This window comes from Streptomyces sp. NPDC002536, assembly GCF_053594995.1.
In genome coordinates this window covers 40,509-55,681 of the sequence record NZ_JBSFWU010000049.1, presented here as the reverse complement: position 1 = coordinate 55,681, position 15,173 = coordinate 40,509, and the positions used below count along the sequence as shown (strand labels likewise).

At 71.6% G+C, this 15,173-nt stretch carries 15 protein-coding genes; 6 read left to right on the top strand and 9 right to left on the bottom strand.

Annotation, left to right across the window (positions count from 1 at the left end):
* Window positions 1–45: 45 nt before the first annotated feature.
* Both ACWD4B_RS19320 and ACWD4B_RS19315 read right to left on the bottom strand, forming a co-directional pair.
* Window positions 46–660 carry a sigma-70 family RNA polymerase sigma factor gene (locus ACWD4B_RS19320; protein WP_451421867.1) on the bottom strand — a complete coding sequence of 205 codons (615 nt, stop codon included), beginning with the start codon at window positions 658–660 and terminating at the stop codon, window positions 46–48.
* Window positions 661–818: 158 nt separating this feature from the next.
* Window positions 819–1,589 (bottom strand): hypothetical protein, encoded by a 771-nt coding sequence (locus ACWD4B_RS19315; protein WP_451421866.1) that lies wholly within the window; start codon window positions 1,587–1,589, stop codon window positions 819–821.
* A 167-nt stretch (window positions 1,590–1,756) separates the two neighbouring features.
* On the opposite strand from ACWD4B_RS19315, the gene ACWD4B_RS19310 reads away from it, so the two are divergent.
* Genes ACWD4B_RS19310 through ACWD4B_RS19300 form a run of 3 tightly spaced genes read left to right on the top strand, consistent with a single transcriptional unit; the run spans window position 1,757 to window position 4,413 of the window.
* Window positions 1,757–2,962 (top strand): MFS transporter, encoded by a 1,206-nt coding sequence (locus ACWD4B_RS19310; protein WP_451421865.1) that lies wholly within the window; start codon window positions 1,757–1,759, stop codon window positions 2,960–2,962.
* Entirely contained in the window at window positions 2,959–3,963 is a 1,005-nt protein-coding gene (locus tag ACWD4B_RS19305) for a sugar ABC transporter permease (protein ID WP_451421864.1), read from the top strand. The genes ACWD4B_RS19310 and ACWD4B_RS19305 overlap by 4 nt, the downstream gene beginning before the upstream one ends.
* A gap of 57 nt (window positions 3,964–4,020) precedes the next feature.
* Window positions 4,021–4,413 carry a hypothetical protein gene (locus ACWD4B_RS19300; protein ID WP_451421863.1) on the top strand — a complete coding sequence of 131 codons (393 nt, stop codon included), beginning with the start codon at window positions 4,021–4,023 and terminating at the stop codon, window positions 4,411–4,413.
* Between the two features lie 4 nt (window positions 4,414–4,417).
* On the opposite strand, the gene ACWD4B_RS19295 is transcribed toward ACWD4B_RS19300, so the two are convergent.
* Complete coding sequence (locus tag ACWD4B_RS19295; RefSeq protein ID WP_451421862.1) at window positions 4,418–5,554, bottom strand: acyl-CoA dehydrogenase family protein; 1,137 nt, start codon at window positions 5,552–5,554, stop codon at window positions 4,418–4,420.
* 177 nt (window positions 5,555–5,731) lie between these two features.
* On the opposite strand from ACWD4B_RS19295, the gene ACWD4B_RS19290 reads away from it, so the two are divergent.
* Together ACWD4B_RS19290 and ACWD4B_RS19285 are read left to right on the top strand one after the other, a co-directional pair.
* Complete coding sequence (locus ACWD4B_RS19290) at window positions 5,732–7,480, top strand: CoA transferase (protein WP_451421861.1); 1,749 nt, start codon at window positions 5,732–5,734, stop codon at window positions 7,478–7,480.
* On the top strand, window positions 7,477–9,153 hold the full coding sequence (locus ACWD4B_RS19285; protein WP_451421860.1) for a class I adenylate-forming enzyme family protein: 1,677 nt from the start codon (window positions 7,477–7,479) through the stop codon (window positions 9,151–9,153). Before ACWD4B_RS19290 ends, ACWD4B_RS19285 begins: the two co-directional genes overlap by 4 nt.
* A gap of 62 nt (window positions 9,154–9,215) precedes the next feature.
* On the opposite strand, the gene ACWD4B_RS19280 is transcribed toward ACWD4B_RS19285, so the two are convergent.
* From ACWD4B_RS19280 to ACWD4B_RS19270, 3 genes are read right to left on the bottom strand one after another with little or no spacing between them, the layout of a single operon-like run.
* Entirely contained in the window at window positions 9,216–10,019 is an 804-nt protein-coding gene (locus tag ACWD4B_RS19280) for a metal ABC transporter solute-binding protein, Zn/Mn family (protein WP_451421859.1), read from the bottom strand.
* The gene (locus ACWD4B_RS19275) at window positions 9,977–10,846 is read right to left on the bottom strand and encodes a metal ABC transporter permease (RefSeq protein ID WP_451421858.1); all 870 of its coding nucleotides are present in this window, start codon (window positions 10,844–10,846) and stop codon (window positions 9,977–9,979) included. Before ACWD4B_RS19275 ends, ACWD4B_RS19280 begins: the two co-directional genes overlap by 43 nt.
* Window positions 10,843–11,478 carry a metal ABC transporter ATP-binding protein gene (locus ACWD4B_RS19270; protein WP_451421857.1) on the bottom strand — a complete coding sequence of 212 codons (636 nt, stop codon included), beginning with the start codon at window positions 11,476–11,478 and terminating at the stop codon, window positions 10,843–10,845. Before ACWD4B_RS19270 ends, ACWD4B_RS19275 begins: the two co-directional genes overlap by 4 nt.
* A gap of 355 nt (window positions 11,479–11,833) precedes the next feature.
* Between ACWD4B_RS19270 and ACWD4B_RS19265 the strand changes: the two genes are divergently transcribed.
* On the top strand, window positions 11,834–12,358 hold the full coding sequence (locus ACWD4B_RS19265) for an IS5 family transposase (RefSeq protein ID WP_451421856.1): 525 nt from the start codon (window positions 11,834–11,836) through the stop codon (window positions 12,356–12,358).
* A 228-nt stretch (window positions 12,359–12,586) separates the two neighbouring features.
* On the opposite strand, the gene ACWD4B_RS19260 is transcribed toward ACWD4B_RS19265, so the two are convergent.
* From ACWD4B_RS19260 to ACWD4B_RS19250, 3 genes are all read right to left on the bottom strand, one after another.
* Window positions 12,587–13,147, bottom strand: a complete 561-nt coding sequence (locus ACWD4B_RS19260) for a DUF6192 family protein (RefSeq protein ID WP_451421855.1) — start codon at window positions 13,145–13,147, stop codon at window positions 12,587–12,589.
* Between the two features lie 21 nt (window positions 13,148–13,168).
* The gene (locus tag ACWD4B_RS19255; RefSeq protein ID WP_451421854.1) at window positions 13,169–14,119 is read right to left on the bottom strand and encodes a TauD/TfdA family dioxygenase; all 951 of its coding nucleotides are present in this window, start codon (window positions 14,117–14,119) and stop codon (window positions 13,169–13,171) included.
* Between the two features lie 204 nt (window positions 14,120–14,323).
* The gene (locus ACWD4B_RS19250) at window positions 14,324–15,082 is read right to left on the bottom strand and encodes a class I SAM-dependent methyltransferase (protein ID WP_451421853.1); all 759 of its coding nucleotides are present in this window, start codon (window positions 15,080–15,082) and stop codon (window positions 14,324–14,326) included.
* Window positions 15,083–15,173: the final 91 nt, after the last annotated feature.

Here is a 15,173-nt window from a genome sequence, read left to right as displayed (position 1 = left end):
GGCCGGGCTGCGGCCGCAGCCCGGCCAGAACCCCTCCGTTCCTGATCAGGGACTGTCAGGAGTCCTGTCGGGCAGGGCCCCTCGGGTCCCGCATCGTTCGGCGTCGTGCAGCGACTTGATCAGGCACGCGCGGGCGCGGGACACGCGGGAGCGGACCGTGCCGATGGGGCAGTCGCTGAGGCGCGCCGCTTCCGCGTAGGGCAGGCCCAGCAGTTGGGTGAGAACGAACGCCTGGCGGCGTTCGTCGGGCAGGGCGGTCAGGAGGTCGTCGAGTGCGACGCCGTCGTCGAAGCCGGGCAGGTCCTTGGGCTGGGCGCGTTCGGCGGCGCCCTGCCAGTCGCCGGTGAGCGACAGGCGGGGCCGGGCGGATGCATGGCGGTGGCTGTCGATCACGGCCCGGCGGGCTATGGACAGCAGCCAGGTGCGTGCGGAGGAGCGGCCTTCGAAGCGGTGCAGGCTGCCCAGCGCACGAAGGAAGGTGTCCTGGGCCAGGTCGTCGGCGGTCTGGGGGTCTGCGCCGAGGTAGGTGACGTAGTAGCGGACGTCGCGGTGCAGGGCGCGGACGAACTGCTCGAAGGCTTCTGGATCGCCGCCCCGGGCGGCGAGTGCCCAGGCCGTGATCGATGCGTCGCGTGACGCGGGCAGGGCAGGAGTGGTCACCTGATGTCCTCTCGGATGATCCGGGTGCGGGCACGCCGGAAACCCGTGACGGGCCCGCGCTGGGGATACGGCCGTGCGCGCGAGGGGCACGGCCGTTGCCCGAGGCGTGGGGGTGCCGTCGGCACCACTGCGGTGTCGCCTCGGGGAACCGGCTGCCGTCAGACGGCGGCGGCCCCGGCGGGCGGCCCCCGAGAGGTGATGGCGTGGACGAGGAGGTCCCGGTGCAGGGGACGGTCGGAGTGGTTCCGGTGGATGCGGAGGCGCGGCCGGGACGGAGGCGCGGCCGGGACGGGCACCGGTCGCAGTGGTGCGGCGAGCCGGCCGACGAGGGCCCGGAGGATGCGGAAGGCTGCGCGTTCTCCGTGTGCGAGCCACAGCGCGCACACCAGTGCGGCCAGTACGTGGGCGACCAGCATGCCGCTCGACGACATGCCGCCCATGTGATGGCTCATGGGTGCTGTGTGGTCTACGTGGCCCATATGGCCTGTGTGGCTTGTGGAATGCATGGGCCCCATGCCGCCCATGTTTGCCATGTGCCCCGCGGCGGCCGCCGCTTCGTGCCGGATACCCATACCCGGTACCGGCTTGAAATCGCCGCCACCGGGCGGGCCGCAGAGGAGGTACCACGCCCATTGCCGGGCGATCGAGGCGTCGTGAGGCAGTGCGGGACGCACCAGTGCCTGCCCCAGTGAGAACCACGAGTGGAGCACTGCTTGAGTGGTGACCGCGGCGGAGGCCACCGTGCGGAGGCCGCGTTCACGGTCGGCCAGAAACCACGCCGTGCCGCCGGCCGCCGCGCTTCCGCTGGTCAGGGCCCACCAGGGCACCGGCGCGCCGGACATCATGGCGTGCCCCAGGGCGGTGAGCAGCACGCAGGCGGCCGCGAAGACCGCGGCCCGCACTGTGCGGCAAACCCATCCGGCAGCCATGGCGAACCCATCGTCGCATCCGGAGAGCGCCAAGGGGACCCCGGAGCGCAAGGGTACGGAAATCGGCCAACTGCACATGCACGCCAGGGGAACTCGTCCGGTGCGCGGGCCGACGTGTGTCGTGGGGCGCCTTGCCCCGTACGGAGCGATGGGAGGGAGGGACGTCCGTGACGACGGAGCCGAATGCGGTGAGGGCGGACGAACGCGGCGGGCAGCGGTCGACCGGCGCGGTCACGGCACTGTTGACCTGCGCCATGGCCTTTTCGATGCTGCAGCTGTTCCTGCTGGGAGCGCTGGGCCCGCGGCTTGTCGACGAGTTGGGTGTCTCGCCGGCCGTGCTGGGGCTGACGACGACAGCCGGCTTCGGCGCGGCGGCCGTGCTGTCCCCGGTCGGGGGCCTGGTGGTGGACCGGGTCGGCCCGCGCCGCTGCCTGGTCGTGCTGCTGATGACGTCGGCGGTGGCACTGGCTCTCATCGGTACGGCAGGCGGCGCCGGCCTTCTGCTGGGGGCGGTGGCGCTCGGCGGGTTTCCGCAGGCGCTGGCCAACCCGGCCACCAACAAGGCGATCCTGGCGGTCGTACCCGCCGCGCGGCGCGGTGCGGTGACCGGGATGAAACAGTCGGGGGTCCAACTGGGGACCTTCGCCGCGGGGCTTCCGCTGGCGGCGCTGGCAGGACTCGCGGGCTGGCGATGGGCGGTATGGACGGCTGCCGGCGCGGCGTTGGCGACCGCCGGGTGGGCGGCGAGCGTGCTGCCCACCGATCCACCGGCGAGGACTGCGGAAGCCTTCCGAATACCGCATGGGATGGTCGCCTGGCTTGCGGTCTTCTCGCTGCTGCTGGGGTGCGGCATTGCCTCGGTGAACACCTATCTGGCGCTCTACGGGGTCCGGCGGTTGGGGCTCGGATCCACGGTGGCGGCCGGGTTGCTGGCGGTGCTGGGAGTGGCCGGGATCGTGGGACGGGTGGGCTGGTCGAAGGTCGCCGGGCGGCCCGGCCGGGCCCGGTGGCTCCCGGGTACGCTGGCCGCGGGCGCGGCGGGGGCCGCGCTGCTGCTGGCGTACTCGGCGCATGCGCACCCGCTGGCGTGGGTCGCGGTGGTGGGAGTCGGGGTGTTCGCAGTGGCGGCCAACGCGGTGTCCATGGTGCTGGTGATCCAGCGGGCGGCGTCCGGTCGGGCCGGGCAGGACTCGGCACTGGTGTCGGCCGGGTTCTTCGCCGGATTCGCGCTCGGCCCGCCGCTGTTCGGGATGCCGGCGGAGGCCGGCCGGTACGGCGCCGGGTGGCTGCTGGTGGCCGGCGAGTTCACCGGGGCGGCCGCGGTGGCCCTGCTGTGGGCCGTACGGGAGCGGCGATCCGTCGCACGCCGGTGAACGCTCCCTCCTGGGCCGCCCCGGCGCTGGCCGCGGTCCTCGACCGCGTCAAGGGCACCGCCGCGGAGACCGGTGATCGCTTCCCCCTGTTCGCGGACCCGGACAGCGGGATATGGACGACGACCCGGCGCGGCTCGTGGGCCGGTGGGTTCTGGGCAGGGCTGCTGTGGCTGCGCGCCCGGTACACCGCGGACCCGACGGACCGGCGGGTCGCACGCGCCTGCACGGACCGGCTCGCGGGCTGGGCACGGGCCGACACCGCGGCCCGTGGGCTGATCTTCTGGTACGGCACCCTGCCGGCCCCCGACGAACCCGGAATCGCCGCGCTGCGGGAGCGCGCGGCCCGCGCTTGCCTGGACGCCTACGACCATGAACTGGGCCTGGTGCCCTGGGGGTCGGCCTTCGGCGGGCCCCGGCTGCCGGCCCGCGCGGACGGGGTGCCGGGCCTGGTGCCGTTGCTCGCCACGATGAACGCGCGGGCGGCCGGGTCGCATCTGCGGAGACACCTCGAACTGTGCCTCGGGCAGCGGCCCTTCCGGTGGTCGTGGCGACATGACCGCGGCGACGGCTGGACGGCCTGTGCCGATCCGCCGTCGGGCTGGAGCCGGGGGAGAGCCTGGCTCCTCCTGGGGGTGGCCGAGGGCTCCCGTCTGCTTGGCGCAGCCGAACTGGCCGCTGCAGTGGATGCGTTGCTGCCTGTCTCCCTCGTACCTCCGGCGGACGAGTCGTTCGCCTCCGGCCCCCGCGACACCTCCGCCGCCGCCATCACAGCGACCGCGTTGCTCAGGCTCGGCCACCGGAGTTGCGCGGTGAGCGTCCTGGAAGAGCTGGTCCGCTCCCATATGACAGGAGACGGCCGCCTGCTGGACGGCTGTTACGACCTCCGTTCCGGCGTGGCGCCTCGGCACGAACTGATCTGGGGGGACTACTTCCTCGCGTATGCGCTCGCCGCGCTCACCGGCCTGGTCGATGTCCGTGCCCGGGAGGGGGTGTTTGATTAGAGTGCTTTGTACCTTTCCTCCTGGCGGGCATCTCGCCGGCAGAACACTGGAATCGCGATGAACTCCGCCAAGACCACCGAAGCCGCCTTGCGGTGGCTGGGGGTGTGCTGTGCCCTCGCCAACACGGTGTTGCACACGCTCATTACCCCTGACCACCTTGAGGAGAAGCTCTACATCGGTGTCCTCTTCGCCGTGGGCAGCGCCGCCATGCTGTTCGTTGCCGTGTGCCTGGCCACCTCGCGGTATGTCACGGTCGCCTGGTCGACCGGAGCACTGGTCAGCCTCGGCATGATCGCCCTTTTCCTGCTGTCGCGTACCGTCGGCCTGCCGCAGGGCTACTACGAGGAGAGCTGGGAGCTGCCGTACGGCCCTCTCACCTTGATTGTCGAGGGTCTCTTCGTCGCGGCTTTCCTCGGATGGCTTCCCAGCCGGAACCTCGCGTCGAACTGACGCATCACCCTTCGGCAGGGGTGGCTCGCAGAACGCGCCGTGCGACGGATGCCATGTGCAGTTCGTCGGGGCCGTCGAGGATGCGCGCCATGCGGCCGGTGCGGAAGAGCGCGGGCAGCGGGGTGTCCGGGCCGAGCCCGGCGGCCCCGTGCACCTGGATCGCCGCGTCGGCCACCTGGTGCAGCGTGCGCGCGGCGGCGACCTTGGCCAGGCCCACCTCCAGGCGGGCGTCGAGCCCCGCTTCCAGCCGGGCCACGGCCTCGTACACCAGCGGCCGGGCGGTGCGCAGGGCGAGCAGGGACTCGAAGACGTGGCGCTGCACCAACTGGAAGTCGGCGAGCGGGCCGTGGGAGCCGGTGCGGGCGACGGCTCGTCGGCGCATCAGCTCGAACGCGCGCCGGGCCTGGCCGAGCCAGCGCAGGCAGCGCAGGGTGCGGCCCAGTTGCAGCCGTTCGCCGACGACGGCCAGGGCCTTGCCGCGCTCGCCGATGAGGTGGTCGGTGTCGACCGGCACGTGGTCGAGTGCGATCTCCGCCTGCCCGCCCGCGCCGAGTACGGGCAGGTCGCGCACCACGCGGAAGCCGGGTGCGTCGGTGGGTACCAGCAGCAGGGAGAGCCCCTCCCGGTCCGGGGGCTCGCCGTCGGTGCGGGCGAGCACGGTGACCAGGTCGGCGTCGGCCGCGCCACTGGCGAACCATTTGCGGCCGCTCACCCGCCAGGTCCCGCCGGCACCGGACTCGGCGCGGGTGGCGGTCAGGACGGGATCGGTCCCCGGCGTATCGGGCTCGGTCATCGCGTAGCAGGCCCGCAGTTCCCCGGAGACCAGCCGCTCGGCGTACCGTGCGCGGACCCGCGGACTGCCGTGCCGCCACAGCATCAGGACGTCCAGCAGCGAGGCCGAGCCGAGCGCGGCAGGGCCGTGGTCGCTGGCGCCTTCGGCCTCGGCGACGTGGGCGTAGGACGTCAACGGGAGCCCCTGCCCGCCGAGTTCGGCAGGGAGCGGCAGCGCCCACAGTCCCCGGCTCTTCGCCTCCTGCTGCAGCCCGCGCAGCACAGCCGCCGCCTGCCGTCCCCCGCGGTCGAGAACCGGCTCGCACGGCATGACCCGGCCGCACACGAAGTCCGTCGATCGTTCCACCAACTCCCTCGCCTCTGACGGGCATTGAGGATCGCCATGCGTCTCCGGCACGGTCCACCGCCTTCCTCAGGCCCGCGCGGGAACCCGGGCGGGCAAGCGTGCGACTGCCTTCCTTGGAACCGGTCGAGGGCGGCTCCTCCCGGGTTCCCGCGGGTCACGGTGTCAGGAAGGGAGAAGGCATTGGCGATATCTGCTGCATCCATCTCTGCGTGGCGGGCCGGGCCTCTCCGCGGTCTGCGCATACGGAGTTCGGGTCCGCCGGGCCTCGACGGTGGGCTCGCCGCAGAACACCTTCGGCTCCTGGGCGCCGAGGGGTTCCGTCCCCTGGGCAACCGCATCGCCCTGACCGGAGCCGGAGTCGGCGAGATCACCGCCCATATGACCTGGGGTGACGCGGACGGCGTCGGCGACGAGGCCACCGTGCAGGCCGTCACGGGCGTCATGGCGGTGCACGGCCGCCGCGACGGCAGCCCGCGCGGCCTCGCCGTCGACTACGCGGCCACCGCGACCGGTGTCCTCGCCGTGCAGGGGCTGCTCGCCGGGCTGATCGCGCAGGCGCGGGGCGGACGGGCCAGGGGCGTGGAAGTGACCGCGCAACGGGCCGCACTGCTGGCCGTCTCGCAGTACCTGGCCGCCGTCGGGGCCGAAGAGGGGGAGGCGGCAGAACTCGCCCCGGGCGGACCGCCGTTCACCTCGGCCGACGGCGCGGTGTTCGAGCTGGAAGCACTCGACCCGGGGGTATGGGCGGCGTTCTGGCGCGGGCTGGGCGCGCCGGAGGAGGCGCTCCGCCGGGGCTGGCGGCCATTCCAGTTCCGGTACGCCACCGCCTGCGCGCCCTTCCCCGCCGTGCTGCACGAGGTCGTCCGCGCGAGCACTTGGGAACGGATCCGTGCCGCCGCCGGTGTCTCCGGCGCCGATGTGTGCCGGGTGCGCTCGCTCAAGGAGCGGGCCATCGAGCAGGACGGAGCCCCGCCCTGGTCGTTCAGCGGACATGACGCGGCCTACGCCTCCCGTCCCGCCGATGGCGGGCCGTTGTCCGGGTTCGTCGTGCTGGAGGCGGGGCGCCGCATCCAGGCCCCGCTCACCGCCCATCTGCTCCGGCTGCTCGGCGCCGAGGTCGTCCGCATCGAGCCGCCGGGCGGTGACCCGCTGCGGGGCATGCCGCCCACCTGCTCGGGGATCTCCGCGCGGTGGCTGGCGCTCAACCGGGGCAAGAAGGCAGTGGAGTTGGACATCAAGTCTCCTGCGGGCCGCGACTGGTTGCGGGCCATGGCGGCAGAGGCGGATGTCTTCCTGCACAACTGGGCACCGGGCACGGCCGCCCGGCTGGGTCTGGACCGCGAGCACCTGGCCGTTGCCAACCCCGCGCTCGTCTACGCCCACACCAGCGGCTGGGCCGGCCGGCTGCCCGGTGCCCCCCTGGGCACCGACTTCATGGTCCAGGCCCGCACCGGGGTCGGCGAAGCCGCGCGGCCCGCCGACGAACCGCCCGTGCCGTCCCTGATGACCCTGCTCGACGTGCTCGGCGGGCTGCTCGGCACCGAAGGGATCCTGGCCGGCCTGCTGCTGCGCGAGCGCACCGGGCGCGGAATGCGCATCGACTCGTCCCTGCTCGGCGCCGCCGACGTGCTCACCGCCCCGGCCCGGGCCAGGGCCGCCCAGGGGCAGGGCACCCGCCGCCCCGCCGGATTCCGCCGCCCGCTGCGCACCGCCGACGGCTGGCTCGCCCCCACGGACGCCGACGCCGCCGGGGCAGCCGCGCACAACCTGAGCCGGCTGCCCACCGAGCAGGCCCTCGCACTGCTGCGCTCCCGCGGCCTGACAGCTGTCCCGGTCGTCACGGACCTCGCCGACCTGCTCTCCACCGGCCCCGTCACCCGCGACACGCACGGCGCCCCTGCCGTCCCCGACCCATGGAGCTTCGCATGACCGTCCTGCTGCACGACTTGCTGCCCGCCGGCCTCCGCCGGTCCTGGGCCGCCGACGGCACCTGCCCCGACCTCGACCTCTACAGCCTCTACCGCGCCCACCGGATCGCCGACCCGCACCGCACAGCGTTCATCGACGCCCACGGGAAGCTCTGCTATGCGGCACTCGACCGCAAGGTGCGATGCCTCGCCGGAGGACTGACCGGACTCGGCATACGCCCCGGCGACGTGGTCGGCATACAACTCCCCAACGGGCGCAGCGCCGTCACCGCCGACCTGGCACTGGCCGCCCTGGGCGCCGTCGCACTGCCCTTCCCGGTCGGCCGCGGCCGACGGGAAGCCGTCTCACTCCTGGGCCGCTCCGAAGCCGTCGCGGTGATCGCCGCCACCGAGCACCGCGGCAACCACCACGCCGCCGACCTGCTCGCCAGGACGGGCGAACTGCCCGCCCTGCGCACGGTGATCGCAGCCGGGCCCGGAACCCCACCCGACGGCGCGGTCGCCCTGTCCGAGCTGCTGCGCACCGACGCGAAGGACTTCGTCCCGGCCCGTGCCGACCCCGACTCCGCCGCCCGCATCCTGGTCTCCTCCGGCTCGGAGACCGAGCCCAAGATGGTGGCCTACTCGCACAACGCGCTGGCCGGCGGGCGCGGCAACTTCCTCGCCTCGCTGATACCGGACCGCAGGCCGCCGCGCTGCCTGTTCCTCGTGCCGCTCGCGTCCGCGTTCGGCAGCAACGGCACCCCGGTCGTGCTCGCCCGGCACGGCGGGACGCTCATCGTGCTCGACCACTTCACCCCCGGGGCCGCGCTGGACGCCCTCGTCGCGCACGAACCGACCCACGTCATGGGCGTGCCGACCGTGATCCGCATGATGCTGGACCGGCTCACCGACGGGCCGCATGCGGCCTTCACGCCACCGACGGCGCTGGTCGTCGGCGGGTCCCCACTGGATGCGGCCACCGCCGAGGAGGCGCGGCGGGTCTTCGGCTGTCCGGTCGTGAACCTCTACGGCTCGGCCGACGGGGTCAACTGCCATACCGGATTGGGCAACGAGCCCGTACCCGGAGAGGGGCCGGGGACCTTCGTCGGCCGCCCGGACTCCCGCGTCGCCGACATCCGCATCACCGCACCGGATGCCGCCGGGCCGGACGAGCTGCCATGCGGCTCGGCCGGCGAGATCGTCGCCCGGGGACCGATGACCCCCATGTGCTACGTCGCCGCCCCCGACCTCGACGCACGCTGCCGCACGCCCGACGGCTGGGTCCGCACCGGAGACCTCGGACTGATGGACACGGACGGCACCCTGCGGATCGTCGGGCGCCTGAAGGACGTCGTGATCCGCGGCGGAGCCAACATCAGCCCGGCCGAGGTCGAGATCGAGCTCGCTGTTCATGCCCTCGTCCGGGACGTGGTGTGCCTGGGCGTGCCCGATCCGCTGATGGGCGAGCGGCTTGCCGCCTGCGTCGTGCCGCGCGGCGGGCGGGCCCCTGGTCTCGCCGAGTTGTGCGCGCACCTCGACGCCCGAGGCCTGGAGCGGCGCAAGCATCCTGAACAGCTGCTGGTGGTAGGTGAGTTGCCGCTCACTCCGGCCGGGAAGCCGGACAGGGAAAGCCTGCGTGCGCAGCTCGCCGCAGCCCGGGCCGCCGAGCCGCCGCGGACGTCCGCGGGCTGATACCGGCGAACGGGAACAGGGCCCGCCGGTTCACCGGCGGGCCCTGTCGGCTGCGGGGCGTCTCAGGAGGCGGCCATCGCCTTCTTCACCGTGGCCGTGGCATCGCGGTACACGGCAAGGAGATCCAGGTCCTTCCCCGGATAGTTGACGATCTCCACCTGGCGTGCGCCCGAGCCCGGGAGCACCGTGCCGGTCGTCATGTGCACGTTGTCCAGGACCAAGGCGGGCTTCTTCTGCGACAGTTCAGACAGCTGACGGGCCGTCACTGCATCCGGCCCGTAGGTCCCCACCACGTTCGCGCCCGCCATCTTCGCCGCCCAGACCGAGTAGACCTGGGCCACGACGGACGGCGCCCTGCCACCCGGCCGGGCGTCCTTCAGCTCTTTCCCGAGCCTGCCGTACTCGCTCTTGAACGAGTTGTTCCACTTCGCGGCCGCGTTCTGCGTGCCGAACACCTTGCCAAGCCGCGTCACTTCGGCCATGGCCTTGTCGGCGTCGTTGTCGAGGTCGACCTCGACCAGTTTCGCGTGGGCCCCGGCCGCCTCCTTGAGCTTCTTCGCATACGGCTCGAACGACGCGTACAGCACGAAGTCCGCGTGCGCCACCGCCGTGAGGTCGGACGGCTTGGGGTCGTAGTCGGGGGCGTGCTGCACCGACGACGGCACGATCACCTTGACGTCCTGGGCACCGGCGGCCTTGGCGAAGGCACCCTCCCACGTCGTCGTGGCCACGACCACCGGTGGACCGTCACCGCTCTTGTGACCGGCGGCGGAGCCGCTGCTGCCGCAGCCGGTGACGGTCAGTGCGAGCCCCACGCCCATGCTCAGTGCGAGGAGGGAGGCGATTCGGATGCGTATGCGCGGCATGAGCTGTCTCTCCGTTCGGGTAGGAGGTGGGCGGCGAGAGCCACGGCCCCCGCCGCCAGGACAAGCACAGGACCGGGCGGCAGATCGAACCGGAGCGCGACGAGGAACCCGGACAGATTGACGACGACGCCGATGCCGATCGCCCAGATGGTGATGGACGTCAGCGACCTGCCCAGGCGCCGTGCGGCGAGCGCGGGCAGCAGGGTCAGCGCGTCGACGAGCAGCGCACCGGTCAGCCGGATCGCCCCGGCGACCGCCACCGCGACCAGGACGAGCAGCAGCAGGGTGAGCCGGTCCACCGCCACTCCGGAGGACAGCGCGAGTTCACGGTCGTACAGCAGCAGCGCCACCTCACGGTGCCGCCACCAGAACACGGCCGGCACGACGACGGCGAACCCGCCCAGCAACCACACGTCCGCGCCGCCCACCGAGAGGATCGACCCCCACAGCAGGGCGAACGCGCCCTGGGCGTTGACTCCCGAGACCGCGAGAACCAACAACGCGGCCGCGATCGCCAGACTCATCAGCAGGCCCATCGCACCCGACAGACCGTCCGGGGACCGGGCGAGCGGTGCGATCCCGGCCCCCGCGAGTGCACAGGTCACCAGCGCGCACAGCAGGGGATCGAGCCCGGTCAGCAGACCCAGAGCGATGCCCAGCAGCGCCACATGCATCATCGCGAACCGTACCGGCATGATGTCCAGCCCGACGATCACCACCCCGATCACGGGCAGCCCGACGGCCGCCAACAGCAGTGCCAGACCAGCCCGTTGGACGGGCACCAGCTGAAGCAGACCTCCCAGATCCGCTGCGGCCACGGTGTTCACCGAACCTCCCGCAACCGACCCGCGGCCATCTCCAGCACCCGGTCACAGCGCTCCGCCAGTGCCCGGTCGTGCGTGACGACCACCACCGTCACCGGCAGCGACAACAGCACATCGCCCGCCTCCTCCTGCCCGGCGAAGTCCAGCGCGGCGGTGGGCTCGTCAGCGAGCAGCACGCCCGCGCCCGCTGCGACACAGCCGACCGCGCGTGCCAGGTACATGCGCTGCAGCTGGCCACCGGACAGGGTGTGCAGCGGCCGGTCCACCAGCGCCCCGCCTCCCAGCTTCTCCGCCGCCGCCACGGCCTCGTCCCGTGCGCCGCTGCTCGCCAGCAACTCACCGGCCAGTAAAGGGAATCGGCCGACCGCCGGCTTCTGCGGTATCCACGCACACGTCCGCCGCCGCCATGCCCACTCGGCCGTCGTCCCGGCGTCCCGCCCGCCCACCAGGATCCGGCCGCCGACCTGACGATGCAGACCCAGCACCGCCCGCAACAACGTCGTCTTGCCCGATCCGTTGGTACCCGTCAGCGCCACCCGCTGCCCGGCCGCGACATCGAGGTCCACCTCGCGCACGGCCGTGACCCGGCCATGACTGCAGGTGACCCGGCACAGCCGCACATCCAGACCGCCCATTCGACCTCCTCGCCCCTCGACACCAGTCGGAACGGGACGGCGATTGGTTCCCGCCGACTCGCCGGGGCTTTCCGGTGCCGTCTGCGAGCGGGACACCTCGTTGACCGTTGGGCAGGGGGCGTTCGATATCTCGGCACTACGAGGTTCGGTTCACGCGGGGTTGCGCTGGTGTTGTGGTCGGCTGACGATCCATGAACTGGGCGGGCCTCATTGGCGATTGGCCAAGTGCTCGCCCAAGGTGCTTCCGGTCACCGTTGGTGACGGCATCGTCCGGGAACTAGGGCCCGTCTTCAAATGATCGTTCGGTGGTGGATCATGGTGCCGTGATTCGACGTCATGAACTGACCGACCCCGAGTGGGAGTTACTGGCTCCGCTGATACCGAGCGCTGCCCGAGGCCGGCCTCGGGCAGAGGACCGCCGGGTCATCAACGGAATGGTCAATGCGACGGCCGCGGCCGTCCCCTGGCCATACTGCTCACTCCGGGCCAACGACACGACGGCATCTGCGCACGCCCCCTGCTCGAACGCATCCGAGTGCCCCGTACCGGCCCGGGCCGGCCCCGTTGCCGCCCGGATCACGTGATCGCGGACAAGGCATACAGCTCACGCGGCTTCCGCGCCTACCTGCGTAAACGCGGCATCGGACACACGATCCCGGAGAAGAACGACCAGAAGCGGCACCGCCGAAACCGAGGCCGACGAGGTGGCCGACCGACAAATTTCGACAGCGAGATCTACCGCCGGCGCAACACCGTCGAACGCTGCTTCAACCAACTCAAAGGCTTCCGCGGCATCGCCACCCGCTACGAGAAGACTGCCACCTCCTACGAAGCAGCAGTCACACTCGCATCACTCCTGCTCTGGGCAAGATCAATTTGAAGACGGACCCTAGAGGGGCGGATGGATCGCCGCCTTGGGTGAGAACGTGTTGGAAATCCCCGCGGTGAGACTAGCCGAGTTGAGCGGGGCCGGCTGAGGCAGCCTCACTCAGCCTCGGAAGAGAGTTCGGTTTATCCCTTGATAGTAGGAGTGGGCGGGCTTCCATCAGGGCCGCGCGGATCAGGTCGCCGTGGTGCTCGGCGACGGAGCGGGCCGTGCCGGCCATGCTTACCCGCCCTTGAGGAGCTGGACGAGTTGCTCGTCCAGGGTGAAGTTCCCGCGGTCCATCGCGACTTCCAGTCGGTCGGCCGCGGTACGGACCTTGGTGACGCCACGGCGGACGTGGTCACGTTCCTCTTCGGTGAACTCCTGGCCCCGCAGCTTCGGCACCAGCCGGCCCAACGTGGCCACGAACTGATGGCAGGAGCCGACGAGGTCCAAATACTCGATCGTGTGGTCGATCTTGCGAACGGCGGGGATGCGGTCGCGGAAGGCCTCGGAGTTGTCGAACTGGGCCCGGTTGACGACCATCCTCGCGGTGTCGTCCCGCATCGCCTCCCTCGCGACCGAAGGGCGCCGCAGCAGATCCCGCGTGACCTCCTGTGCGACCATCTCGTCCCTGGCGACCTGACCGACCGAGCGGTCACCGCGCCGGTACAGCGATCTCGGCCTTGAACTCAGGTGTGAACAAGCGACGTGGACGCGGCTTCTTCTTGGCCATGCTCTCCATGGCGGACATCCTTCCGGGGCCGAGGCCCCGGATCTCGGATGTCCGTCAAACCGAACCAAGCCCAGGTCGCCATGGGGTGATCAGGTGGACGAGAAGGAGGGCAGGTCTGCGTTCACAGCGATCTTGGCGCCCAGTGACAGGTGCGCGGGGCCTTGGTTGGTGCTGTGGGGGAGGGGTTGGTAGAAGTCGAAGGCTTGGTAGGCGCGTGGGTGTGTGGCCCTGTGGGTCAGGTTGGCCACGGGTTCGCATGCTTCGTCGGCGATCCACGCGCGGCGCAGGATCCGTTTTCCGCGTGATTCCTTGCGGGCGTGCAAGATTCGCAGGTTGTCGATGACCAGGATCTCCCCGCGCCGCAGGAGGATTTGGGTCCTGGGTGCGCTCCGGACGTACCGGTCGTGGAACGCCCGGGCGGCCTCGAGCGCGGGCTTGGTGCCGTAGAGGGCCTTGTCGAAGCGCCAGCGGATGGTCATGGCCGTGGGGTCACGCCGTCGGAAGACCGGCTGGTTCACGGCGACCAGTTCGTCCCGGCAGAACGTGAACTGCGGGCGCAGGAGCGCACGCAGCAGAGGAGGATCTGCTTGCTGCACTGCTTCGAACAGTGTTGCGCTGTCCACCAGGAGGCTTTCACCGCCCGCGTCGGCCGGCTGAGCGCAATGAAGCATCAGCAGAGCCGGCGGGGCCACGCCGGGGCCGTCGATGAACGCGCCGTCGGTATGGCACCCCACGTCCTTGAGCCCCACGGCCTGGTACTCATCGACATGGTCGCGCCACGCGGCGGAAAGCTCGTGCACCCCTTGGTCACCGTTGCCGGTCACCGTTCCGATGACGCCGAACTTGTCGCCTCGGGGATGCAGTTGCCTGCGCCCCAGCGCGTCGCCCAGGACCGTCAAGGGGTCCTGGCCCGGCGCATGGGCGTCTACCTTCACCACCGCGTACCCGTCTTGGCTGATGGCATGGGCCAGCGCGCGCCGTTCTGCCTCCGGCACCCTTCCCTGCTCGGTCGAGGTGATCAGCAGCCGCTCGGTTTCCATCGGAGCCTCCGTGGCGTCATGGCCGCTGCTGCCTGAACCACATCCGGGTTGCCTCAGCGCCTTCTCCAAGGACAACTCGGCGCCGGGTACGTGTCCATGGTTCATGCGACTGCAATCAACAGTGGCACCCGGCAGCCTCCGCTGCCAGAGGGCACCCACGTATTGGTTCTTTGACATGAGCGCCCGTGTGGGTTCCCGCTCTGATCAGGCCTGAACGCCAGTCGGCCGTACGACGGTCAGGACGCAGCGGTACGGCTCGTCGAGCTCGCCGTCGGGGAAGAGCCGCGCCAGCGCGGTGCGGTTCGTGCTGAGGAGCCCGGCCCGTTCGGCGCGGGGCATGACCACGAAGTGCGAGAGGGTGCCGAGGTTTTGGATGCGTTCCTCGACGGTGACCCGGCGCGACCATGCGATCTCGCGGGTGGTCACCTGGACCGGGAAGGGGGTGAACACCTCGGGCGCGTTCACCGGGCGGCTGTGGGTGAAGGGCGCGAGGCGGTCCTCCTCCGCCGCGACCCAGGCGACGCGGATGTCGGCGTGGTTCCTCCACAGGGCCAGCGCACCGTGCGGGCGTAGCACGCGCAGCGCCTCGGGGACGGAGCGGGCCGGGTCCGTCCAGTGCCAAGCCTGGGCATAGGTGATCACGTCGAAGCTGCCGGGGGCGAAGGGCAGGCGATTCCCCTCGCCCCGCACCAACGGAACCTCCGGCTCAGCCCGGCGCAGCTCTGCGGCCATCCCGGCTCCCGGCTCCAGGGCGACGACATAGGCGCCGCGTTTCCGTAGTAGCCGGGTGGCGATACCGGTGCCGGCCCCGCAGTCCAGTACGTCGGCGCCGGCCAGTGCCCGGCCCGCGAGCTCCTCCAGGACGTCGAAAAGGGCCGACGGATAGCCCGGGCGAGCAGCAGCGTACTGTGCCGCAACAGAGTCGAAGGACAGGGCACGGGCTTGGTCCGCGTCAGATGCCATGGCCGCGATCCTTCCGGGCGAAGGACGCGCCGTCCATCCGGCCCCGTGCTCAGCCGATGAGGGTCTTCTGTGGGGTCTTTGCGTCGTGGTT

Excerpts from the sequence above, each read along its gene's own strand:
- ACWD4B_RS19250 (WP_451421853.1), bottom strand. The coding sequence starts at position 15,082 with ATGGCATCTGACGCGGACCAAGCCCGTGCCCTGTCCTTCGACTCTGTT.
- ACWD4B_RS19300 (WP_451421863.1), top strand. The coding sequence starts at position 4,021 with ATGAACTCCGCCAAGACCACCGAAGCCGCCTTGCGGTGGCTGGGGGTG.
- ACWD4B_RS19280 (WP_451421859.1), bottom strand. The coding sequence starts at position 10,019 with ATGCCGCGCATACGCATCCGAATCGCCTCCCTCCTCGCACTGAGCATG.
- ACWD4B_RS19270 (WP_451421857.1), bottom strand. The coding sequence starts at position 11,478 with ATGGGCGGTCTGGATGTGCGGCTGTGCCGGGTCACCTGCAGTCATGGC.
- ACWD4B_RS19315 (WP_451421866.1), bottom strand. The coding sequence starts at position 1,589 with ATGGCTGCCGGATGGGTTTGCCGCACAGTGCGGGCCGCGGTCTTCGCG.
- ACWD4B_RS19285 (WP_451421860.1), top strand. The coding sequence starts at position 7,477 with ATGACCGTCCTGCTGCACGACTTGCTGCCCGCCGGCCTCCGCCGGTCC.
- ACWD4B_RS19255 (WP_451421854.1), bottom strand. The coding sequence starts at position 14,119 with ATGGAAACCGAGCGGCTGCTGATCACCTCGACCGAGCAGGGAAGGGTG.